A 22302-nucleotide genomic window follows, 5' to 3' on the forward strand; every position below is an offset into this window, starting at 1 on the left:
TGGCAATCGATTGCCATCTCGGCCGACGCAAGTGACGTCTCGGCCTGCGTACCTGACGTCTCGGCGGTCTCAGGATCCGAACGGGCGTTTATGGCTAAAGTCTAGTGATTTACTCTGGTTTTGACGGACCAACCAGAGGAGAGCCATGATCCGCCCCACCCCACCGCGCCTGACCGCCATCGCCGCCGTTCTCTCGACCCTGCTCCTGGGTCTGACGGCCTGTGGTGGCGCCGATGCGTCCAGTGCCTCCAAGCTCGCCGCCGACGCGGCGCTCCCCGACCAAGTCCCGGAAGGGACCGTCCTGCGCCTCGGGCTGCCGCCGATCGAGGTGGCGCTCAAGGCGTCCGGCCTGATCGACGAGGTCGAGGGCTACGAGATCGAGTGGGCCAACATCTCCGGTGGTCCGAAGAGCATCGAGGCGTTTCGTGCGGACGCGCTGGACGCGAGCTACGTCGCGGACATCCCGCCGCTGTTCGCGACCTGGACCGACACCCCGGTCAAGATCGTCGCGGTCACCGAGAACCCGGACCCGCTCGACAACCCGATCTACGAGCTGGGCATCGCGCCGAAGTCGAAGGTCAAGACGCTCGAGGACCTGAAGAGCAAGAAGATCGCCTACTCGCCCGGCCAGGCTCAGGGCGCGCTGGTCCTCAAGACGCTCGAGGCTGCCGGGCTCAGCCAGGAGGACGTCGAACTGGTGGAGATCCAGAGCGTCGACGACACCTTCGCCAACGCGCTGGCCTCGAACCAGGTCGACGTCGCCCCGCTGGGTGGGCCGCAGCTGACCTCCTATCTGGCCAAGTACGGCCGTGACGGTGCCACCTCGATCCGGACCGGCATCCGAGATGACGCGACGCTGATCTACGGGCCGGAGGAGACCTTCGCGGACGCCGGCAAGGCGGCCGCGTTCAAGGACTTCCTCGCGTTGTGGGTCAAGGCCGAGACGTGGGTCGACGAGCACCCGGACGAGTGGATCCAGGCCTACTACGTCGACCACGAGGGACTCACGTTCGAGGACGGCAGAGTCGTCTTCGAGACCTCTGGCCAGAACGTCATCCCGGAGAGCTGGGACGGGTTCATCGAGCGTCACCAGGAGACCGCGGACATCCTCGTGAAGGAGCAGGGCCAGCCCGACATCGACGTCAACGACCTCTACGACCGCCGCTACGAGAAGGTCATCGCAGAGACCGTGAAGGGCGGTCGGTGATGGCCACCACCGCAGTCGAGGCGCCGCTCGTCGGCGTCGTCTCCGAGAAGACCACCGACAAGCGGGTCGTACGCCGCCGGCTCGGCCCAGGGCCGAGGGTCCCCGGCACGCTGTGGATCGGACCGGTCCTGCTCCTGGGTCTGTGGTGCCTCGCCTCGGCGACGGGCGTGCTCGATCCGCGTACCTTGTCCGAGCCGTGGGTGGTGGTCGAGACCGCTCAGCGGCTGATCGCCGACGGCCGGCTTCCCGAGGCCCTGGCGACCTCGGCCTACCGGGCCTCGCTCGGGCTGGTGATCGGGGTCGGTGTCGGGCTGGCGCTCGCGCTGGTCTCCGGGCTCAGCCGGGTCGGAGAGGCGGTGATCGACGGGCCGGTGCAGGTCAAGCGTGCGATCCCGAGCCTGGCGCTGATGCCGCTGCTGATCTTGTGGCTGGGGATCGGGGAGCCGATGAAGGTGATCACGATCGCCCTCGGCGTACTCATCCCGATCTACATCCACACCCACAACGGGCTGCGTGGCATCGACAGCCGCTACGCGGAGCTCGCCGAGACCGTCAGCCTGCGCCGTGGAGCGTTCGTCCGCCATGTCGTGCTGCCGGGCGCGACCCCGGACTTCCTGCTCGGGCTGCGGTTCGCGGTGCTCAACGCGCTGCTGTCGCTCGTGGTCGTCGAGCAGGTCAACGCGACCAGCGGCATCGGCCACATGATCACCCTCGCGTCCAGCTACGGCCAGACCGAGATCATCGTCGTCGGCCTGGTCGTCTACGCCCTGCTGGGCCTGGTCGCCGACGGCATCGTCCGCTTCACCGAGAGGAAGGCACTGGCATGGCGACGCACGCTGGAGAGTCACTGAGGGAGTCCGCCGTACGCGTCGAGGGGCTGCGCCGCAGCTTCTCCGAGGCCGGCGGGGTGCTCAACGCGCTCGATCTCACCATTGCTCGCGGCGAGTTCGTGGCGCTGATCGGGCGCTCGGGCTCCGGGAAGTCCACGCTGCTGCGGGCGCTGGCCGGTCTCGACCGCGCCGTCTCGGGCTCGGGTGTCGTGGAGGTGCCCGAGCGGGTCTCGGTCGTCTTCCAGGACTCCCGGCTGCTGCCCTGGCGGCGGGTGCTGGACAACGTGATCCTGGGCCTGCCGGGTCCCGGTGCCCGCGCCCGTGGTCTCGAGGCGCTCTTCGAGGTCGGTCTGGAGGGCCGCGACAAGGCCTGGCCGCACGAGCTCTCCGGTGGCGAGCAGCAGCGCGCGGCGCTGGCGCGGTCGTTGGTACGCGACCCGCAGCTGCTGCTCGCCGACGAGCCGTTCGGCGCCCTGGACGCGCTGACCCGGATCAAGATGCACAAGCTCCTCAAGAAGCTGTACGCCGCCCACACCCCTGCCATCCTGCTGGTCACCCACGACGTCGACGAGGCGATCGCGCTCGCCGACCGGGTGATCGTGCTGGTCGACGGCGTCGTCGGCTCCGACCTCCGGATCGACCTGGGCGCGAAGCGGAGCCCGGGCGACCCGCGGTTCGCGGCGTTGCGGGCCCAGCTGCTGGCCGAGCTCGGCGTGGTCGAGGAGGAGGTGGCCTGATGGGCGCCCGACAGCTCCACTTCAACCTGTTCCTGCTCGACACCGGTCACCACGAGGCGTCGTGGCGGCTGCCTGACTCGGACCCGCACGCCAACCTGTCGCTCGCGGCGCATCAGCATCTGGCGCGGGTGGCGGAGGAGGCCAAGTTCGACTCGCTGTTCCTGGCTGACTCCCCGGCTCTGTTCGGCGAGCCCGGCCGTCGGCCGTCGGGGCGGATCGAGCCCACCGTGCTGTTGTCCGCGCTGGCGGTCTCGACGCAGCACATCGGCCTGATCGCCACCGCCTCGACCTCTTACAACGAGCCGTTCAACCTCGCCCGTCGGCTCGCCTCGATGGACCACATCTCCGGCGGTCGGGCCGGGTGGAACATCGTCACGACCGCCGGGGACGCCGCGGCGCGCAACTTCGGTCTGGAGGGGCAGCCGCTGCACAAGACCCGCTACGAGCGGGCATCGGAGTTCCTGGACGTCGCCACCAAGCTGTGGGACAGCTGGGGCGACGACGCGATCGTGGCAGACAAGGACGCCGGGGTGCACGCGCTCGGTGACCGGATTCGGCCGATCTCTCACGTCGGGCCTCACTTCTCGGTGGAGGGTCCGCTCAACCTGGCGCGGTCGCCGCAGGGCCACCCGCTGCTCGTCCAGGCCGGCTCCTCCGACGACGGCAAGGAGTTCGCGGCCCGCTGGGCCGAGGCGATCTTCACCGCCCAGCCGACGCTGGCCGAGAGCCAGGCGTTCTACGCCGACATCAAGCGGCGCGTCGTCGCCGCCGGCCGCAACCCCGACCACGTGCTGGTCCTGCCGGGCATCGTCCCGGTGATCGGTGACACGGCGGCCGAGGCCCGCGAGCTCGAAGAGGAGCTGGACCGGCTGATCGCTCCGGAGTACGCGGTGGCGCAGCTAGCCCAGCTCCTGCAGGTGGATCCCTCACGGCTCCAGCTCGACGAGCAGCTGCCGGCCGACATAGCGACCGAGGACGAGATCGAGGGCGCCAAGAGCCGCTACACGCTCATCGTCGACTGGGCCCGCCGCGACCGGCTCACCGTGCGCGAGCTGATCGGCAAGCTGGGTGGTGGTCGCGGCCACCGCACCTTCTCCGGCACGGCCGTCCAGGTCGCCGACACCATCCAGCACTACTTCGAGAACGGAGCTGCCGACGGGTTCAACATCATGCCCGCCGTGCTCCCCTCGGGCATCGAGGCCTTCGCGTCCTCCGTCGTGCCGATCCTGCAGGAGCGTGGGCTCTTCCGTACGGAATACTCCGGTGTCACTCTCCGAGATCACTACGGTCTGCCGCGTCCAGGGACCCGGCTCGACCTCGAGGCTGCGGAGGTTGCTTCCTAAAGACTGCCGAGTCGGCTCATCCTGACCGAAAACACCGCCGCGTCGGCTCGTTACAACGAGCCGACTCGGCGAGGAATGTGGTCAGCGGACAACGTCAGGCGTCAGCAGATCCTGGTTGTCGTCGGCCCAGTCACCCATCCGATCCTCACGGACGGCGCGCCACAGGTCGCGGTCGCGGGAGGGGTCCAGGCGTACGACCGACTGGTCGCCGACCATGCCGGTGCCGTCGGTGGGGACGGTCAGGTAGCTGATGTCGCCGGAGCGCAGGTTGCGGAGCGAGGCGGCGAGCTTGGCCATCTGGGTCGTCGACCACTCGTCGTCGACGGAGGCGTGCTTCGAGAAGAGGCCGAGCAGGTCGAGGACCTGGTCGGGGTCCTTGCGCAGTTCCTGGTGGAGGGTCTGCTGGAGGAGCGTACGCAGGAAGGCTTGCTGGCGAGCGACGCGGTCGAGGTCGCCGTCCTGGAGGCCGTAGCGCTGGCGTACGTAGAGGAGAGCCTGCTCGCCGTCGAGATGGTGAGATCCAGCCTCCCAGCGGACTCCGCGGGCGGAGTCGTAGACGGTCTCGGGGATGTTGATGTCGACGCCGCCGACGGCGTCGGTCAGGGCCTTGAAGCCGTCCCAGTCGATGACGGTGAGATGGTCGATGCGTACGTCGGTCATCTTCTCGACAGTCTCGACCGTGAGGTTGGGGCCACCGAAGGAGTAGGCCCAGTTGACCTTTCCCTTCCCGTGGCCGGGGATGTTGACCCAGGAGTCGCGCGGGATGGAGATCACCGAGGCGGAACGACGGTCGCCGTCGAGGTGGACGATCAACATGGTGTCCGAGCGCGCTTGGCCGGGCTGCCACCCAGGGGCCTCGGCGCCCGTGGTGGCAGTGTCCGAACGGGTGTCGGTGCCGAGGACCAGGATGTTCACCGCGTCGGCGGCCGAGCCGGAGGAAGGCTTGGCGGGACGGTCGGTGAGCCCGGCGAAGGTGTCGGGCAGCCGCTGGATGTTCCCCTCCACCTTCGCCTGGAGCCACAGGATGCCGACCAGGCCCGCGGTGCAGAGCAGCAGCAGGCAGACCAGCAGCCCGATCAGTGGCTTGCGGGCACGTCGCCAGCCGCGCGCGGGGGGCACGTCCGCAGGTTCCGGCTGCGGCGGCACGGGCGGATGATCGAGGATGGCCACCCGAGTATGGGACCCGGGACTGCCCGAGCGCGGGCGTCAGATGCTCTCCATTCCTCAATTTCAGGCACCAGTCGGTAACGGCTGGTAATCAAAAATAGGTAGGCAATACGTCGCGCCGCCTGGTTCAGTAGGCTCCCTTTGCTGTAGAGCGCTGTTCGTGTCGGTCCTCGGGGTCCGCGCACGTTTCACGCAGCTGAACGCGTCATGGGGAGGGCGCAGATCGAGGATGACCAGGGGAGAGCTGTGTCAAAGTCAAGAGTCGGTGCGGACGAACGTGCCCGACTGCACGAGGCTGCCTCGACGCTGGCTGGGATCCGGGCGGCGACGACCCTGCTGAACTCGTTCGATGAGATCGACGGGGAGCGGCGGGCTGCGATGGCGGCGATGGTGGAGAGCGAGCTGCAGCGGCTCGAGCGGATGGTCCAGCGACAGCAGGATGCCGCGAGGCTGCAGGTCCCGGGCCCACGATCCGACGCGCGGGCCGACGTCGCCGAGGTGATCGATCTCGATGCGATCGTCGGCTCCATGGTCCTCGCTCACGAGGCCAAGGGCACCGAGATCGAGTGGCGGCCCAGCCGGATGCTGGCGCTGGGTGACTCCGACCAGCTGACAGAGGCGCTCAACGTGCTCCTCGACAACGCCGCCGCCCACGGTGGCGGGTCGGTCCGGATCGAGATGCGTCCCGCTGGGCCGGGAGGCACCTCGATCGAGATCGCCGTGACCGACCACGGGCCAGGTGTCGCGCCGGAGCTCCGCAGGCGGATCTTCGCCTGGGGCGTCAGTCGCCCGGGGTCCACCGGTCAGGGGATCGGTCTCCACACCGCGCGGGACCTGATGGAACGCCAGGGCGGCTACCTCGAGCTGGCCGAGACGGGCGAGCGCACCACGTTCGTGCTCGGCATGCCGATGCTCGGCTGCGCCGAGGGCCGGGCGCGCCGAGGGACCGACGAGCACGACATCCCGACCCGGGGAGGTCGCCGTGGTGTCGCCGCGTAAGAGGGTGAAGGTGGTCATCGTCGAGGACCACACCCTGTTCGCCGAGTCGCTCGAGCTGGCCCTCACCTTCGAGGGCTACGACGCCCACCGCGTCGACCTGCCCGAGGAGCCGCCCTCGGATGCCAGGCTCACCTCGCTGATCATGCGTTCCCAGCCGCGCATCGTCCTGCTCGACCTCGACCTTGGCCAGCACGGCTCCGGCGTACGTCTCATCGCCCCGCTCGCGAGGACGGGTGCCGACGTCGTCGTGGTGACGGGGTCGACCGACGAGACCCGCTGGGGTCATGCTCTGCACGTCGGGGCTCGCACGGTCCTGTCCAAGACGGTGCCGCTGGGCGAGATCCTGGGCACCGTACGCAGGCTCAACTATGGGCTCAGCGTGCTCGACGTCGACGACCGTGAGCGCCTGATCCGGGGGTGGGTGGGGCAGGAGCAGGGCGTCATCGAGATCCGTCGCCGGCTCGCGCAGCTCTCTCCGCGGGAGTCGCAGGTGCTCGAGCACCTGATGGACGGCTCCACGGTCGGTGACATCGCCAAGCTCCGTGTCGTGTCGGAGGCGACGGTGCGCACCCAGGTGAAGTCGATCCTCGCCAAGCTCGGTGTCTCCTCGCAGATCGCGGCGGTCAGCATCGCCCACAAGGCCGAGTGGCGGGCCGCCTGATCGTGGCTCGATCGGCTCGTCAGACCGCGACCAGGCCGCTGTCCTCGCTCGTGCCGCGCAGGACGTAGAGGGTGCCGGTCCTCGGGCAGCGCCAGGCATCTCCCTGGGCGACCAGCGGCGCGCCCGCGTGCCCGACCCAGCCCATCCGCTGCGCCGGGACCCCGACGACCAGCGCGTGGTCGGGTACGTCGCGGGTGACCACGGCGCCCGCCGCGACCATCGCCCAGGCGCCGATCGTGACCGGCGCGATGCAGACGGCCCGGGCGCCGATGCTGGCGCCGGTGCGTACGGTCACGCCGACGGCCTCCCAGTCCTTGCCGTCCTTGAGGGTGCCGTCCGGATTGACGGCACGGGGGAGGTAGTCGTTGGTGAACACCACCGCCGGCCCGACGAAAGCGCCGTCCTCGAGCACTGCGGGTTCATAGACCAGCGCATGGTTCTGGATCTTGCAGCGGTCTCCCACCACGACCCCGGGACCGACGTACGCCCCGCGGCCGATGATGCACTCGCTGCCCACCCTGGCGTGCTCGCGGACCTGGGCCAGGTGCCAGACGATCGTCCCGTCGCCGATCGTGGCACGTTCGTCGATGTCCGCGCTGCGCTCGATTCTGGGCACGATTCTCGGCTCGTCCCTGGGAGCGGCGTGAGTCTCCTCAACGGTCATCCCCACAGCAAACCGAAACTCGGTCGGTCAGTGGGCGGACCCGCGATGGAGTACCCGATTCAGCGTAGAACCGCGGGCGAGGCCGCCTCCGAGATGAGCACGCGAGGGGTCGCGGAGGCGGTGGTGTCGAGCGCCCAGACGTCGCTGACCGGCTCCCCCTCGCGCTCCAGGCCGTAGAGAACCGTGTCGTCGTCGAGCCACTCGATCTGGTCGTCGATGCTGTGCCTCTCGCCGGCGAGCACGGTCCGTTTCCCGGTGGCCAGGTCGAGGACCGCGGGCGTCCACCGGGTGCCGTCCTTGTCGGCCTCCTTGAAAGCGATCCGGGTGCCGTCGGGAGAGAGCGACGGGCACTCGACGTGGTCGGCGATGGTCCTCAGCGAGCGTTCGGTGAGGTCACCGCGGGCCAGGTAGGTCCGCCCGCCCGTTGCGACGGTGGCGTAGAAGGTGCGGTCGTCGTCGGCGAAGGTGATGCCCCAGATGTTGCGGTCGACCGGGGCGACCCGGCGGCCGTCGACGACCAGCTTGAACTTCTCCAGGTCCCCGTAGCTCGCCCCGCCGATCCGGCGGATGAGGGTGCGGGTCGAGAACCCGCTGACCATGTAGGAGTCGCCGTTGACGAACACCGTCGAGGCGACCAGCTGCCCGTCCGGCGAGATCCGGGTGCGGCTGGGCAGCCCGGTCAGGTCGGTCCCGTCGACCTCCCGCCACGCCTTCCCCGGCGTCGAGGTCGCCAGGTCGGTGGCTCGGTAGCGGCTCACCACCCCCCGCTCGGTCGTCAGGCAGGAGATCGACTCCGCCTGGGCGTAGACCCGGTCACAGCTCAGGTCGGTGAGCGCCCGGGCGCCGCCGGGGTCGGCGAGCACCACCGCGCCGACGTGGCCGTAGTCGGCGTCCCGCCCGGTGTGCCTGAAGAGGATTCTCGGCCCCTTCTCCACCTGCGCCAGGGAGGTGGTCGTCGCCGCGGTCGCCGTGGACGTACGCCGGTCGTTCTCGGCGATCGCGGAGAGGGCGTACGCCGTCACGCCGGCCGTGACGAGCACGACGATCGCACCGAAGACGGTCGTGCGGTGCTTGACCCAGAACGTCGTCATCGCGCCGCCCTGCGCAGCACCGCGAGCCCGGCGGGGATCGCGGCGAGCAGCACCGCGCAGACCGCGAGCATGGCGACCCGGGGGCCGACGGCGTACCAGAGCAGGCCGAAGCCGGTCGCCGCGACGAGCCGGGCCAGTGCGACCGCGGTCTGGGCGGTGGCGATGCCACTGGCGCGTACGGTCTCGGGAACCAGCTGCCCCGCGACTGCGGCCAGGGTGCCGTCGGTCGCGGCGTAGAAGACGCCGAGGAGGAGCACCGCGGCGCACGTCGTCCAGAGCATCCCCGACCCGGTCGCGGCGCACAGGTAGGCAGCCGCGAGCGGGAGGTGGCCGAGCACGAGGACCCTGACGCGCCCGACCCGGTCCGCGAGCCGGCCCATCGGGACGGCCAGGGCGAGGTAGGCGAGGTTGGTCCCGACGTAGAGGACCGGGAACCACTGCGCCGCGAAGCCGCCGGTCTCCAGCAGTGCCAGGTACACGAACCCGTCACCGATGGTGAGCAGGGCGAGCACGGCGGACACCCCGGTCACCCGCGCGAGACCTGGCGTGAGCACTGTGCGCCAACGCACCCTGGGAGCCTTGGGGCGCGGCTCGCTGCGGCGGGAGTCTCGACAGGCTCGACCACCTGGAGCACGGACGGCGCCGGTGCGGAACGGCACGAAGCACGCCATCGTCGCGACCCCGAGCACCGCGAAGCCGAGCGAGACGACCAGGACGGTGTCGTAGCCGTCGGCGATCCGCCACAGGATCACGAACGCGAGCAGCGGCCCGAGTGTGGCCCCGATCGTGTCCAGTGCTCGGTGGACGCCGAAGCTGCGGCCGAGGTGCGCCGGGTCGCTGGAGGCGGCGATCATCGCGTCGCGCGGAGCGGTGCGTACGCCCTTGCCGACCCGGTCCAGCGAGATCGCCGCCGAGATCGTCCCGAAGCCACCGGCGAAGATCAGCCCGAGCCGCGCGACCGCGCTCATCGCGTAGCCCGCGAGTGCCACCGGCTGCGGCCGGTCGGTGCGGTCGGCCGCCCACCCGGCCGCGATCCGCACCAGCGAGGAGACGCCCTGGTAGAGCCCGTCGATGAGCCCGTACGCCACCGGCGAGAGCCCCACCACCGCGGTCAGGTAGAGCGGCAGGATCGCCGAGACCGACTCCGAGGAGATGTCGGTCAGCAGGCTGACGATGCCGAGGGTGACGACGGTCCGGGAGACCCGCCCGCCGGCCTGCCGCGGCTCGGCACTCGTGGTGGGACGGTCGCTGAGAGACAGATACACCGGCTCAGGTCTTCGTGCGGAGGACGGAGAGGAGACTGAACTCGACGTTGCGGCGGCCGGTGTGGGTGACCGTGACGTTCACGGTCTCGTCACCGCGGCGCAGCGACATCGCGGGAGTGTTCTCGACCGAGGTCGTCGCGACCTCCTTGAAGCCGTGCTGCGCGAGCCGGGTCCGGTAGTGACGGAGTACGTCGCAGGGTTTCCGGCAGCTCGCGGTCAGCGCCACCTGGAGCGCACCTTTCGTGGGCGAGACGCTGGAGACGTCGACCGTGGTGCGTGACGGGGGTGCGATTGCTGTCGGGTAGCCGGCCACCAGGGCGCCCTTGCGGACCGCCTGCTTCGGCAGCGGTTCCGAGATCAGCGCCGCCGATTTCGTACGTGGCTTCTCGGTGAGGCCGGGCAGGCCCGATTCGGTCGGCGTCGACGCGGCCTTCGGCAGCGCCTCGGTCGCGGGCTCGGGGTCCTTCTCCGACTTCTTGCCGGAATCGGATCCGGCTTCGGAGCTCGGGTCGGCTCCCGGCGAGCCGGACTGGGACGAGGAGCTCGAGCCTCCGCCGTCGTTGCCGGACGAGGAGTCGGCGAAGCGTCCGGGCGCCCAGAAGATCGCGACGCCGACGAGCACGCCGAGCAGCACGAACATGAGGAGGCGCTTGGGGTTCACGAGACCAGTCGACGCGCAGTGGGGCCGAGTCGGGACCGATGGGTGGGTCGCGTACTCAATTTCAGGCAGCCTGCCGAACGGCCCACCGCCGGTCGAGGTGAGGCGTGCGACGTTGCCGTAGCCGGGAACGGTCCCGGCCCAAGCATCCCGGGGGACGGGCCACGTTGAACACTGCCGACTTTCTTCTCGAGCACGCGCCCGAGGATTCGATAGCGCTCGCCGAAGCGGGTCGCGAGTACACCTTCGAAGAGCTGCGAGCCAGCGTGTCCGTGCTCATGGGACGGCTCTCCGTGCTCGGTCTGACTCCGGGCTCGCCGGTCGGGATCATGGCGCCCAACGGGCTGTTCTGGGTCTCGGCCTATCTCGCCGCGCTCCGGCTGGGGCTGGTCGTGGTGCCGTTTGCCGTCACGCTGCCGACCGAGGAGGTCGAGGCCCGGGTGCGGTGGGTCGGCGCCGACGCGCTGCTCGTCGGGCGCGCCCAGGCCGAGGCGCTGCGGCTGAGCCTGCCCAGGAGTCTTCCGGTCGTGGTGGAGCGGAAGGAGCGGCTGGTCCCGAAGCAGCGATCGACGCCTGTCGAGCTTCCGGGGACGGTCGAGGTCGACCCGGACCAGGACGCGCTCTACATGTTCACGTCCGGCACCACCGGCGACCCCCGCGCGGTGCGGATCACCCACCGCAACATCCAGGCGAACACGACCGCGATCCTCGGCTATCTCGGCATCACGCCGGCGGACCGGATGCTGGTCGTGCTGCCGTTCCCCTACGTCTTCGGGCTCTCGCTCCTGCACACACATCTGCGGGTCGGTGCCGCGATGGTCATCCAGTCGACGTTCGTCTTCCCGCAGGCGGTGGTGGACCGGATGGCGTCCGCGCGCTGCACGGGCCTCGCCGGGGTGCCCTCGACCTTCGGGATGCTGCTGCGCAACAGCACCTTCGGCACCACGCCGCTTCCGTCCCTGAGAACGATCCAGCAGGCCGGTGCCCAGCTCGCGCCCGCTCTGGTGGAGCAGATGGCGCGCGCCCAGCCGCAGGCCAAGGTCTTCGTGATGTACGGGGCGACCGAGGCCACCGCTCGGCTCTCCTACCTCCCGCCCGAGGAGCTCCTCCGCCGGCCGGGGTCGATCGGCCGAGGCATCCCGGGCGTGGACCTGCGAGTGCTCGACAGCGACGGGGTGCACGTCGGGCCCGGTGAGATCGGCGAGATCTGGGCCAGCGGTGCGAACATCTCGCCCGGCTATCTCGACGACCCCGAGGCGACCGCCCGCAAGATGCCCGGCGGGATGCTGCGTACGGGGGATCTGGCGAAGGTCGACGAGGACGGCTACATCTACGTGGTCGACAGGATCGAGGATTTCATCAAGTCGCGGGAGCACCGGATCGCCTGCCAGGACATCGAGTCGGTGGTGCTCGACCTGCCCGATGTCGTAGCGGCGGCAGCGGTCGGGCTTCCGGACGAGATCGCCGGGGAGCGGGTCGAGCTGGTCGTGGTGCGTCGGCGCGGGGCCGGACTGCGGGGCGCTGACGTCATCGCGCACTGTCGTGAACGGCTCTCGAAGCACATGGTGCCCGAGGTGGTCCGCTTCGACGATGCGCTGCCGCTCAACGCGAGCGGGAAGGTGAACAAGCGGGACGTACGGGCCATGTGCATGAGGTTGACCGAGGAGCCGTCCGGCACCGAGAACTGCATCGACGATGCCGACATCGAGGACGACAGTGTGGGCGAGGTCAAGGTGGGCTGAGAGATGGCGGTGCGAGAGGTGCCCGCATCGGTCAAGCTCCTGGCCGGCGTGTGGGCAGGGGTGCTCATCGTCGCGGTCACACTGACCGGGACCTGGCTGGCCAGGAGTCCAGGAATGAACGATCCGATCGCTGTCGCGTGGCCGTCCGACGACGAGCTGCGGACGTCGGGGGAGACCACGGTGCTGTTCGGGCACCAGTCGGTGGGCACGAACATCCTCGACGGGATCCTCAGGGTCTACGCCGATGCCCCGGTGCCCGCGCCCGTGATAGCGGAGGTCTCCTCCGTCGAGGACGCCCGGCACCCGACGTTCATGCATGCGTATCTCGGCGTCAACGGGGAGCCTCTCGGCAAGTTCGCGGCGTTCGCCGACGTGATGGACACCCGAGCGGCCGCGCACGTCGACGTGGCGCTGATGAAGCTCTGCTACGCCGACGTCACAGCGTCCACCGACGTGCACCCCGTCTTCGACGCATACGTGTCGACGATGGCCGATCTCGAGGCGGCCCATCCCGACGTACGTTTCCTCTACACGACCGTGCCGCTGACCGCGGACCGCAACTGGAAGTCCAAGGTCAAGGCGGTCCTGGGCGGTGACGACAGGATGGGACCGGCCGACAACGTCGCCCGCGAGCGCTACAACGCTCTGATCAGGGAGAGATACGCGGCCACCGGGCGTCTGGTCGACATCGCCGCGGTGGAGTCGGCGGGCACGGGACTGCGCAGCGAGGACGGCAACGTCTACCACGTGCTCAACGAGAACCTGACCTTCGACCGCGGCCACCTCAACGAGGCGGGCTCGGAGGCGGTCGCCGCCGAGCTGCTCAAGATGGTGGCGACCCACAGTCCGGTCGCCTGAGCTGCTGACGAGGGCGATGAAACCGTGATGAGCCTTCAGGGGGTCGGGATCGACGTCGCCGACATCAGGCGCTTCGCGCGGCTGCTCGGACTGCGTGGATCCGGGTTCGCGGTGCGCTGGTTCACCGACGTCGAGATCGCCCAGTGCATGGCCGCGACGACCCCCGCCACGGCCTTCGCGATGAGGTACGCAGCCAAGGAGGCCGTCTGGAAGGCGCTCGGACCCGGCGAATGGTCCGGACCGCTGCCGTGGCGTGGGATCACGGTGCTCGAGGATTCTCCTGGGTCCCTGGAGGTCACCCTCGAAGGCCCTGCGGCCGATCTCGCGGCTCTGGCCGGTGTCACCGCCGTCCGCGTCGCCACCGTTCCCGGGCCCCGGATGGCCATCGCCACCGCTGTCGCCGAAGGCGTCCCGATGCGAGGTGAGAATGCCTGACCTTCGACTCGACCACATCGGCATCCAGGTCCGCGACCTGCTCCGCACCGCCGAGGCCTTCGAACGGCTCTTCGGCTACCGTCGCGTCACGGACCCGGTCGTCAGCACCCGCCACGGGGTCCGCGGCGTCTTTCTGGAGAAGCCGGACTCGATCGCCATCAAGCTCGTCACTCCGGTGACTCCCGGGCCGCATGCGTACGGCCTCCACCACCTGGCCTTCATGGCTCCTGATCTGGAGTCGACTCTGGTCGAGCTCGGGGTGGCCGGGGCTCATACGCTCAGTCCTCCTCAGCCTGGGGAGATGTTCGACGATGAGCTCATCGCGTTCGTGCGGGCTGCTGGGATCAATGTCGAGCTCATCACTACTGATCGGCGTCGGGCTCGGATCGAGTGATCTCTTCTCGGTTGTCTGTTGCGGACTGTTTCTTCGGGGTTGGGGTGGGCCGCCGACCCGTTCTTTGAGGGTCTCTCGATCTGGACCGGCGTCAAGGACGGGCCTTCGGCCCGCCGGCTTCGCCGGCCGCTTCGCGGTCCTGGACTCCGGACCAGATCGAGAAAGATTGGCTGGCTATCGGGGCGGCGGCCCGGGTGTGGCGCGGAGAGGATCTTGCGTGTTGGGCTGGGGTTGTGGGGTCGGACGGGTGGCCCTTCGGGCCACTTACCATCCACATATGCTAGGTCGTTCGCTGACCGCTAAAATGGTGGTTGACCTGGGGAAATAGATGGTCAAGCGAGCGTTGATGGCGTAGAATCAGACTCATCACAGCACACCTCTGAAGGAGAGGATGGCGATGAGTCTCGGCCGCTCGATCGACCACTGGGGCGCCAACCCCGGCGACGCGATCGAGGCTGCCTTGAAGGCCATCGAGACCGCCCTCCAAGAACTCCTCGCGACCGACCCCAACTATTGGCGCACCGGGCAGAAGAAGGACCTGCTGGAGCGGTTGGAGAAGCTTCAGGCCCAACAAGCCGCGTTGAGACTGCGGGTGCTCGCGTCTGCCGGCGACATCGCCGAGGAGACCGGGGCCAAGGACGCGTCTGGGTGGATGCGGGCCGAGTTGTTGGTTGACAAGGCCGTGGCCCGCTCGCAGATCAAGCTCGCGGCGGGTGTCGCGAAGTACGACCTCGTTGCCGCCGGCCTGGCTGAGGGTGTCGTGTCGCAGGACAAGGCCCGGGTGATCACCAAGGCGCTCGACCAGATCGATGCCGACCCGGTCGCCAGTGCTGAGGATCTGGTGTTGGCGGAGAAGCTGCTGGTCGACTACGCCGGTCGCCTGACCGCCAACGAGCTCCGCATCGTCGGCAAGCGGATCCTGGCCGAGATCGACCCGGCCCGGTTCGAGGACGCCGAAGCCCAAGCGTTGTTGGCTGAGGAAGAACGTGCCCACCAGAAGACCGCCCTGCGGGTCTGGGACAACTACGACGGGACCGTCGGCTTCGACGGGGTGCTCCCGGTCTCGATCGGGATGCGGTTCAAGCGGCTGGTCGAGGCCTACGCCCAACCCCGCAAACAGCAGCTCGTCGGTAAGGGCGCCCCGCTGCCGCCGTGGGAGCGGCTGATGGGCCAAGGCTTCGCCCGGCTCCTGGAGACCATCGACCCCGCCGCGCTACCCCGCCACGGTGGCGACGCGACCACCATCAACGTGGTCATCAGCCTCGAGGAGCTCCGCAAGGACCTCGGCACCGCCACCCTTGGTTACGACGAGACCAACGGTGCGACGATCTCAGCGGCTGAGGCGCGGCGGCTGGCGTGCAACGCCACCATCATCCCCTGGGTTCTCGGTAGTGACGGCGAAGTGCTCGATGCCGGTCGGGGAAGTAGGTTCTTCCAGCCGATTCAGCGCAAGGCGATGCGGTTGCAGCGGAAGTGCTGCCAGGCCGAGGGTTGTGACATGCCGCCGGAGTGGTGCGATGCGCATCATCTAGAGCCGTGGGCTGTGGGTGGGAAGACGGATCTGAAGGACGGGGCGTTGTTGTGTCCGCATCATCACCGCTTGGCGCACAACCCTGCCTACGTCCATGAGCGGCTACCGGATGGCACCGTCCGGTTCACCCGCCGCCCCTAAGTCGGGGGTCAGGAATCACGTCGCCAGGGCCTGCGCGCCAGGCCCGACGACCCCACTGGCGACCGGTCTCAGCTCTCGCTGAACCCGTCCGCCGCGATGCACCACGAGCGCTCTGGCCAGCTCCCTCGACTCCGCACTGGCCGTTTCCCTGCTGATGGGGACTTTTCCCACTGCGGCGAAGGTTCCCCACGCTCCGGAGGGTGGGGAACCTCCACGCCCGTGGGGAACTCTTCGGATCAGTGGGGAACTGATGACCCTGCCAGCACCGAACCCGACCCAACCAGAGTGACGGCTGGCTTGTGAACGGTTCACAAGGCAGCGCCCACTGCCATAGGCGCCAGTGAGGCACTGAGCCGTCCGCGCACGGCCCGCCCACGGCCCAGGCCCGTGTCCAACTGAATCCGCTGCGCCACACTCTCGCCGCCGACCCGATACAGGAGAAACAATCGAAGCAAGGGTCGGCGGCGAACCTTGAAACGAAGCCACGGTCCTTCTGCGTGCCCTCCCGAGACCAACGCGCGGCTTCAGTCCCCCATAGAACCCTCCCGACGCCCACGCCGAATCTCCGTGTCGAGAGCATCGAGGTGCTGGGTCCAGAAGCGCCGGAAGGGGGTGAGCCAGGCGTCGACCTCGGCCATGGGGCCGGTGTCCAGCGAGTAGATGCGGCGGGTGCCGTGGGGGCGTACGTTGGCGAAGCCGTGCTCGCGCAGGACCTTGAGCTGCATGGAGACGGCGGGCTGGCGGATGCCGAACTCGGCGGAGATGGTCTCGACGATCTCGCCGGAGGTGAGGTCGTCGCCGGCGAGGAGCTCGAGGATGCGGCGGCGTACGGGGTCGCCGAGGACGTCGAAGGCGTGCAAGCGGCTACTCCGGCATCGCGGTGTAGGCGGCGACGCAGCGTTCGCCGGCGGCACGGGCCTGGTCGGGGGAGGTGCCGGAGGCGATGTCGGCCTCGACCCAGGCGGCGGCGGAGCCCTTGGTGTGCTCGATCATCGCGGGCAGCGCATCTGCGGACATCGGGTCCATCTTCTCGGCCTCGGGGGCGGAGAGGTGGAGGGCCAGGCCGAGCAGCATCTGCTCCCAGCCGATGCCGACTGCGCTGGGGCCGAACTCCTTCCACTGCTCCGGCGGGACGGGGGCGGAGTGCTCGAGGCGGAGCAGCGTACGGCCGCCGGAGGCGGTCAGGGTCGCGTCGACCCAGGACATCATGTCGCCGTAGGCCCAGGTGATCGAGAGCAGCTTCGGGCGGTCGCAGGCGAGGATCTCGCCGCCGGCGTTGCCCTCGAGCTGGTAACGGCCGCCGACCTCGAAGTCGCCGGTGACCGGCATCAGCCAGCGCGGGATGCGCTCCTTGGTGGTGAGCGCGTCCCAGACCTCGTCGGGGTCGGCGTCGTAGCTGCGCTCGACCACCAGCACGCGCAGCTCCTCGCCGCCGCGGGTCGTCGTGGTCAGGGCGCGGTTCACGGCGCCGAGGTGGTCGGCAGGGATGAAGGGTGGTGTGCTCATGCCTCCGACATTATATCAAGCAATCTTGATATTCAACGGAACCTCGTCGACGAGCACAGGAGCCGCGTGGAGGTAGGCGGTGGTGCGTCGCTTCTGCTCGATGTCGCCGTAGACGCGCTCGACCTGCTCGACGGTGAGTCCGGTGGCCTCGGCGACCTCGGCGGTCGGGACGTCGTGGTTGAGTCCGTAGAGGCACAGGTCCATCCGCTGGTAGGGCAGCGAGAAGTAGAACTCCTCCTGCGTCTGCTCCAGCGAGTAGGTGTCGGTGGTCGAGGGGCGGGCCTGGATCTCCTCGGGTACACCGAGGTGGGCTGCCATCGCGTAGACCTGCGACTTGTAGAGATGCGCGATCGGCTTCAGATCGGCCGTGCCGTCGCCGAGCTTCACGAAGAAGCCCTGGTCGTACTCGAGCCGGTTCGGGGTGCCGGCGACGGCGTAGTTGAGCCGATCGGCGTGGAAGTACTCCAGCGCCTTGCGGGCGCGCTGCTTGAAGTTGGTCGCGGCGACGATCTCGAGGTAGGCCTCGGTCGTCAGGCGGTGCGTGCTCTGGGTGCCGGAGGGGTCCTCGACGACGACCGAGAAGAGCCGAAACGCGTCGGAGTCGACCACGCTGGGCAGCACGATCTTCGACTTCCACCCCGGTCCGTACGCCGGCACGATCCGCCGGATCGCATCGTCTCGCCGCTGGTAGGCACCGAGCCCGACCAGGACCGGGGAGATGTCCTCGAGCACCGACTCGATGCCCAGGGCGTCGGTCAGCTTCCTACTGAACCCGATCGTGTCCTCGGCGGACTCCTGCTCGGGCATGTGCAGCGCGAAGACCCGCCCCGGGCCGAGCGCCTTGACCGCGAGCGCGGCGACCACGCTGGAGTCGATCCCGCCGGAGACACCGAGAACGATGCCCTTGCGCTTGTAGGCCACCAGATAGTGGCGGATCGCCTCACCGATCCGGTTCGCCTCCGCCTCCTCGTCGAAGCGGAGCGTCTCCAGTCCGTACGATGCGTTCTGGGTGGTCATATCTGGGTCCTTCCGGTGGGTTCGAGAGTGGGGCCGAAGACGGTCAGCGGTTCGGGCGGCGCAGCCGGCCCGGCGAGCGGCGCGGCGAGCAGCTCGCTGTGCAACAGCTGGGTGGACAGGACGGTGACCAGACGCATGTTGTCGGTGTTGCCCAGGCCGCGCCCCTGGGTTCGCCGGGCCTTCTCCAGCAGCCGCTGGACGAGGGTGGGCCGGAACACCCCGGCAGCCTCCAGTGCCGGGCCCGAGGTGACGTCGAAGACCCAGTCCGGGGTGCCGCCGGCGAAGAAGGCAGCGGCGTCCGGCGCCCGGTAGGGCTGCTTGGGGCGGCGCAGGATCTCCTCGGGCACCAGGTCGGCGAAGGCGACCTTGAGCAGGTGCTTCTCGTCCATGCCGTTGATCTTGTGGTCGGCAGGGACCTGGGCGGCCAGCTCGGCGACGTTCGGATCGAGGAACGGGAAGCGCCCCTCGACCGAGTTGCCCATGAGCATCCGGTCGCCCTGGGAGGCCAGGATGTAGCCGGGCAGCAGGGTAGTCATCTCCAGCCACTGGGCCCGCGACAGTGGGTCCCATTCGGCCCCCTCCGCGGGCATCGCGGCGACGACATCGTCGGCGGGACTCCGGTCGCTGGCCTCACGGACCTCGGGGGTGAGCATCGAGCGCAGCACTGCCGTGGCGTCCCAGCGGGGCCGGTGCGAGATGGCAGGGTCTCCGGCGACGATGTTGCGGCCGAAGAAGCTCTTGGCGAAGGCGGGAGCCTGGTGCGGGGAGCGCTTCATCCACGGGTAGAGCTGCTCCACGGCAGCCTCCGCGGCCGCCGGGTCCCGGGTCCACAGCTCGCGGATCCTGCCTTCGCGGAAGATGTCGTATCCGCCCAGCACCTCGTCGCTGCCCTCACCGGTGACCACCACCTTGAAGCCCGACTCGCGCACCAGGCGGGAGAGCAGGAACATCGGTGCCGGGCCGGTACGCAGCAGCGGGCTCTCGGCGTGACGTACGACATCGGGGAAGACGTCGGCGATGTCGCGCTCGCGGACCACAACGTCTTCGTGCACCGTGCCCAGCCGCTTCGCCATCAGGGTCTGGTAGCTGCCCTCGTCGAACTCGTCGTCGGCGAAACGCAGCGAGAACGTGTGCAGCGGTACGTCCGTGAACCCTGCGATCGCACCGGCGGTGACCGCCGAGTCGATCCCCCCGGAGAGGTACGCGGCCACCGGAACATCGCTGCGCTCGAACCGCAGCCGCGTGGCGGCCACCAGCCGCTCCCGCAGCGCCTCGGCATTGGCGGCCAGATCGGTGCGCCGCTCGCTGCCGTGGGCGGGGAATGTCGGCGCCCAGTAGTGGGTCCGGCTGGCCTCGACACCGTCCCGGAAGGTCAGGTAGCTGCCCGGCGGCACCTGCTCGATCCCTGTGAAGACCGTCTGCGGCGCGACCGTGGACCACAACGTCAGCACCTGGTCGATCCCGGCCGGGTCGAGCTCGCGAGGCACGTCCGGATCCGCGAAGAGCGCCTTCACCTCAGAGGCGAACAGCAGCTTTCCCCCAGCCCGCGTGTAGTAGAGCGGGCGTACGCCGAACCGGTCCCGCGACAGGACCAGATCACCGGTGCGCCGGTCCCAGATGGCCAGCGCCCACTGTCCGTTGAACCGGTCGAAGCACCCCGGCCCCCACTCCTCCCAGGCGTGCACGATCACCTCGGTGTCGCTACGGGTGTGGAAGCGGTGACCGCGTGCGCGGAGGTCGGCGGCGAGCTCGACATGGTTGAAGATCTCGCCGTTGAAGGTGACCCAGACCTGTTCGTCCTCGCCGCACATCGGCTGTACGCCGCCGATCGTGTCGACGATCGCCAGCCGGGTATGGCCGAGGGCGACCCGTTCGTCGCGGTAGTAGCCGCTGCCGTCGGGTCCGCGGTGGGCCAGGGCAGCCAGCATCCGGCGTACGAGACCGGGGTCGGGCGCCTCGGCGGCGGAGTGGACCCCGCAGATTCCGCACATGGCTCTCCTCGGTAGATGTCTGCGCGTCTGAGCGCCAAGGCTTGTCGGCGGGGACGGGAGAGCGGGCCCCCACCCGGGCGTTTATCACCCAATGTCGGCATGTTTCGCGCCAGTGACCGCCCTCGGGCCATGTCGCCTGTCAGAACAGTGGGCGTGCAAGGACGTGGCCGGCCGGACCGGCGCTGCGTAGGCGAGCAAGGAGAGAACAGACGATGGCGGACGTACAGAGCACGATCGAGGCGTTCATCCTCGACAGCCTCCTGCTGGGTGACGAGGAGCGGTTGCCGGCGCCGACGGACTCGCTGGTCGAGTCCGGAGTGATCGACTCGACCGGGATCCTGGAGCTCATCGAGTTCCTCGAGGAAGAGTTCGAGATCAGCGTCACCGAGGCAGAGACCGTTCCGGCGAACCTCGACGGCGTCGCCAACCTGGTGGAGTACGTGGACCGGAAGACGGCGGCGGCCCGCCTTGCTGGGTAAACCCGCCCTGCTGGTCAAGCCCGCCCCGCTGGTCAAGCCTGGTCAGGTCGGCCGGGAAGACGGTGACTTCGCCGTCGACCTGGCCAAGATGTACACGATCAACCTCGGCACCCCGCGCCCGTCTCTGCTCGCCAAGGCCCGCTTCTGGCTGACCGACTACGAGCTCCGCTGCGTGGCCTGTTACCGCTTCGGGCGCTGGGCGGGCACTCTTCGCGAGAGGCGCCGGCTGCTCGGGACCGCCGCTCTGGGCATCTTCTGGTTCTGGAACCGGCACAACATGCGGATCCACCACGCCGACATCGGACGGCGCGCCGACATCGGCCCCGGGCTGCTGCTCATGCACCGCTCCGGGATCATCATCGGGCCGGCGATGATCGGCAGCAACTGCGTGCTCCATCACAACGTCACCATCGGCCAGCGGATCGCCGCGGGAGACCACGGCGTCCCCACCATCGGCGACGACGTCTGGATCGGCCCGGGGGCGGTGATCTCGGGGGCGATCACGGTGGGCGAGGGCTGCACCATCTCCGCCGGGACCGTGCTGTCCAAGGACGTGCCGCCACGCTGTCTGGTCGGCGGCAACCCGGGCCGGGTCATCGCTCGGGACTACGACAACGGCACCATGATCAACTTCGTGCTGCCAGGAGGGCCGGCTGACCCGCCGTCACCGATATTGGGTGATGAGTGAGCCCGGCCGGTCGTGGCTCTGCGCCGGGCAGCGATGCTCCGGAGCATGGAGCGTTCCTCGACAGCAGCGAGCGTCGTCGTGCCTGCGCACGACGAGTCGGCTGGCCTGCGTGGAAACCTGACCGCGCTGCTCGACGGTGTCCCGGCAGGAACCTTCGACGTGGTGGTGGTCTGCAACGGCTGCACCGACGACACCGCCACGGTGGCGCGGTCGGTCCCGGGCGTACGTGTCCTCGAGACCGCGTCCGCCTCGAAGGCACTCGCGGTCGAGCTGGGTAACGCGGCCACCTCTGTCTTCCCTCGGATCCATCTGGATGCCGACGTACGCCTTCCCGGGCCTGACGCGCTCCGCCTGGTCGGGGCGGTCGCGGAGCCGGGGGTGCACGCCGCCGGGCCGTTCCGCGAGGTTCCGGTGAGTGCCTCGTCCTGGCCGGTGCGGGCCTACTACCGGGTCTGGGAGAACCTCCCGAACGTACGCAGCGGCCTGTTCGGCCGAGGCGCGTTCTGTCTGTCCGAGGAGGGACAGAGGCGGGTGGACGCCCAGACGAGGCTGATGAACGACGACCTGGTGGTCTCCGAGGCATTCGCACCGCAGGAGCGTCGGATCGTCATGGACGCTTCGGTCGTGGTGCAGCCGCCGCGAACGGTCGCCGACCTGGTCCGGCGCCGGACCAGGGTGGCGACCGGCAACCACCAGGCCGACCAGCACGCGGCGCGGCACGCGTCGACCTCTGTCTCGGACCTCATCAAGCTCGGGCTGCGTCGGCCTTCGATCGGTGTCCGGGTCCCGGTCTTCCTGACGATCACCCTCCTCGCGCGTCGTCTCTCCCGAAGAGCCGTGCGCGCGGGCGACTACACGACCTGGCTGCGCGACGAGAGCTCGCGAGCGTGACTTCCAG

Annotated in this window: 23 protein-coding genes; 14 read left to right on the top strand and 9 right to left on the bottom strand. The window is 69.3% G+C overall.

What is annotated here, in order from left to right:
* Positions 1 to 145 precede the first annotated feature (145 nt).
* From ACFWQC_RS24345 to ACFWQC_RS24360, 4 genes are read left to right on the top strand one after another with little or no spacing between them, the layout of a single operon-like run.
* The gene (locus tag ACFWQC_RS24345) at positions 146 to 1207 is read left to right on the top strand and encodes an ABC transporter substrate-binding protein (RefSeq protein WP_378684065.1); all 1062 of its coding nucleotides are present in this window, start codon (positions 146 to 148) and stop codon (positions 1205 to 1207) included.
* On the top strand, positions 1207 to 2058 hold the full coding sequence (locus ACFWQC_RS24350; protein ID WP_378684067.1) for an ABC transporter permease: 852 nt from the start codon (positions 1207 to 1209) through the stop codon (positions 2056 to 2058). The genes ACFWQC_RS24345 and ACFWQC_RS24350 overlap by 1 nt, the downstream gene beginning before the upstream one ends.
* The gene (locus tag ACFWQC_RS24355; RefSeq protein WP_378684070.1) at positions 2031 to 2774 is read left to right on the top strand and encodes an ABC transporter ATP-binding protein; all 744 of its coding nucleotides are present in this window, start codon (positions 2031 to 2033) and stop codon (positions 2772 to 2774) included. Before ACFWQC_RS24350 ends, ACFWQC_RS24355 begins: the two co-directional genes overlap by 28 nt.
* Positions 2774 to 4117 carry an LLM class flavin-dependent oxidoreductase gene (locus ACFWQC_RS24360; RefSeq protein WP_378684073.1) on the top strand — a complete coding sequence of 448 codons (1344 nt, stop codon included), beginning with the start codon at positions 2774 to 2776 and terminating at the stop codon, positions 4115 to 4117. The genes ACFWQC_RS24355 and ACFWQC_RS24360 overlap by 1 nt, the downstream gene beginning before the upstream one ends.
* A gap of 81 nt (positions 4118 to 4198) precedes the next feature.
* Here ACFWQC_RS24360 and ACFWQC_RS24365 read toward each other — a convergent pair whose 3' ends face one another.
* Entirely contained in the window at positions 4199 to 5236 is a 1038-nt protein-coding gene (locus tag ACFWQC_RS24365; protein ID WP_378684076.1) for an LCP family protein, read from the bottom strand.
* Positions 5237 to 5530: 294 nt separating this feature from the next.
* Here ACFWQC_RS24365 and ACFWQC_RS24370 point away from each other — a divergent pair, with 294 nt between their 5' ends.
* A complete protein-coding gene (locus ACFWQC_RS24370; RefSeq protein WP_378684079.1) occupies positions 5531 to 6283 on the top strand; it encodes a sensor histidine kinase in 753 nt (250 codons plus the stop codon).
* The gene (locus tag ACFWQC_RS24375) at positions 6270 to 6944 is read left to right on the top strand and encodes a LuxR C-terminal-related transcriptional regulator (protein WP_378684082.1); all 675 of its coding nucleotides are present in this window, start codon (positions 6270 to 6272) and stop codon (positions 6942 to 6944) included. Before ACFWQC_RS24370 ends, ACFWQC_RS24375 begins: the two co-directional genes overlap by 14 nt.
* A 19-nt stretch (positions 6945 to 6963) precedes the next feature.
* Here ACFWQC_RS24375 and ACFWQC_RS24380 read toward each other — a convergent pair whose 3' ends face one another.
* From ACFWQC_RS24380 to ACFWQC_RS24395, 4 genes are read right to left on the bottom strand one after another with little or no spacing between them, the layout of a single operon-like run.
* Positions 6964 to 7608, bottom strand: a complete 645-nt coding sequence (locus ACFWQC_RS24380; RefSeq protein WP_378684085.1) for a DapH/DapD/GlmU-related protein — start codon at positions 7606 to 7608, stop codon at positions 6964 to 6966.
* Between the two features lie 59 nt (positions 7609 to 7667).
* Positions 7668 to 8699: a hypothetical protein gene (locus ACFWQC_RS24385; protein ID WP_378684088.1), complete on the bottom strand. Its 1032-nt coding sequence runs from the start codon at positions 8697 to 8699 to the stop codon at positions 7668 to 7670.
* A complete protein-coding gene (locus ACFWQC_RS24390; protein ID WP_378684091.1) occupies positions 8696 to 9964 on the bottom strand; it encodes an MFS transporter in 1269 nt (422 codons plus the stop codon). The genes ACFWQC_RS24385 and ACFWQC_RS24390 overlap by 4 nt, the downstream gene beginning before the upstream one ends.
* 4 nt (positions 9965 to 9968) lie before the next feature.
* Entirely contained in the window at positions 9969 to 10625 is a 657-nt protein-coding gene (locus ACFWQC_RS24395) for a hypothetical protein (protein ID WP_378684094.1), read from the bottom strand.
* Positions 10626 to 10789: 164 nt separating this feature from the next.
* On the opposite strand from ACFWQC_RS24395, the gene ACFWQC_RS24400 reads away from it, so the two are divergent.
* From ACFWQC_RS24400 to ACFWQC_RS24420, 5 genes are all read left to right on the top strand, one after another.
* The gene (locus ACFWQC_RS24400; RefSeq protein ID WP_378684097.1) at positions 10790 to 12364 is read left to right on the top strand and encodes a class I adenylate-forming enzyme family protein; all 1575 of its coding nucleotides are present in this window, start codon (positions 10790 to 10792) and stop codon (positions 12362 to 12364) included.
* 3 nt (positions 12365 to 12367) lie between these two features.
* Positions 12368 to 13222 carry a hypothetical protein gene (locus ACFWQC_RS24405; RefSeq protein ID WP_378684100.1) on the top strand — a complete coding sequence of 285 codons (855 nt, stop codon included), beginning with the start codon at positions 12368 to 12370 and terminating at the stop codon, positions 13220 to 13222.
* A 27-nt stretch (positions 13223 to 13249) separates the two neighbouring features.
* Positions 13250 to 13657 (top strand): holo-ACP synthase, encoded by a 408-nt coding sequence (locus ACFWQC_RS24410; protein ID WP_378684103.1) that lies wholly within the window; start codon positions 13250 to 13252, stop codon positions 13655 to 13657.
* Entirely contained in the window at positions 13650 to 14051 is a 402-nt protein-coding gene (locus ACFWQC_RS24415; RefSeq protein WP_378684106.1) for a VOC family protein, read from the top strand. The genes ACFWQC_RS24410 and ACFWQC_RS24415 overlap by 8 nt, the downstream gene beginning before the upstream one ends.
* Positions 14052 to 14448: 397 nt before the next feature.
* Positions 14449 to 15723, top strand: coding sequence for a DUF222 domain-containing protein (locus ACFWQC_RS24420; RefSeq protein WP_378684109.1), 1275 nt, complete (start codon positions 14449 to 14451; stop codon positions 15721 to 15723).
* A gap of 524 nt (positions 15724 to 16247) precedes the next feature.
* On the opposite strand, the gene ACFWQC_RS24425 is transcribed toward ACFWQC_RS24420, so the two are convergent.
* Genes ACFWQC_RS24425 through asnB form a run of 4 tightly spaced genes read right to left on the bottom strand, consistent with a single transcriptional unit; the run spans position 16248 to position 20237 of the window.
* Positions 16248 to 16583, bottom strand: coding sequence for an ArsR/SmtB family transcription factor (locus ACFWQC_RS24425; RefSeq protein ID WP_378684112.1), 336 nt, complete (start codon positions 16581 to 16583; stop codon positions 16248 to 16250).
* A 4-nt stretch (positions 16584 to 16587) separates the two neighbouring features.
* Positions 16588 to 17229 (bottom strand): SRPBCC family protein, encoded by a 642-nt coding sequence (locus ACFWQC_RS24430; protein ID WP_378684115.1) that lies wholly within the window; start codon positions 17227 to 17229, stop codon positions 16588 to 16590.
* Positions 17230 to 17244: 15 nt separating this feature from the next.
* Positions 17245 to 18246: an NAD(+) synthase gene (nadE, locus tag ACFWQC_RS24435; protein WP_378684118.1), complete on the bottom strand. Its 1002-nt coding sequence runs from the start codon at positions 18244 to 18246 to the stop codon at positions 17245 to 17247.
* Complete coding sequence (gene asnB, locus ACFWQC_RS24440) at positions 18243 to 20237, bottom strand: asparagine synthase (glutamine-hydrolyzing) (RefSeq protein WP_378684121.1); 1995 nt, start codon at positions 20235 to 20237, stop codon at positions 18243 to 18245. Before asnB ends, nadE begins: the two co-directional genes overlap by 4 nt.
* A gap of 212 nt (positions 20238 to 20449) precedes the next feature.
* On the opposite strand from asnB, the gene ACFWQC_RS24445 reads away from it, so the two are divergent.
* From ACFWQC_RS24445 to ACFWQC_RS24455, 3 genes are read left to right on the top strand one after another with little or no spacing between them, the layout of a single operon-like run.
* Positions 20450 to 20716: an acyl carrier protein gene (locus ACFWQC_RS24445; RefSeq protein WP_378684124.1), complete on the top strand. Its 267-nt coding sequence runs from the start codon at positions 20450 to 20452 to the stop codon at positions 20714 to 20716.
* The gene (locus ACFWQC_RS24450; protein WP_378684126.1) at positions 20706 to 21404 is read left to right on the top strand and encodes a serine O-acetyltransferase; all 699 of its coding nucleotides are present in this window, start codon (positions 20706 to 20708) and stop codon (positions 21402 to 21404) included. The genes ACFWQC_RS24445 and ACFWQC_RS24450 overlap by 11 nt, the downstream gene beginning before the upstream one ends.
* 45 nt (positions 21405 to 21449) lie before the next feature.
* Positions 21450 to 22295 carry a glycosyltransferase gene (locus tag ACFWQC_RS24455; protein ID WP_378684128.1) on the top strand — a complete coding sequence of 282 codons (846 nt, stop codon included), beginning with the start codon at positions 21450 to 21452 and terminating at the stop codon, positions 22293 to 22295.
* Positions 22296 to 22302: the final 7 nt, after the last annotated feature.

This window comes from Nocardioides sp. NPDC058538, from assembly GCF_042719275.1.
Lineage (GTDB): Bacteria > Actinomycetota > Actinomycetes > Propionibacteriales > Nocardioidaceae > Nocardioides.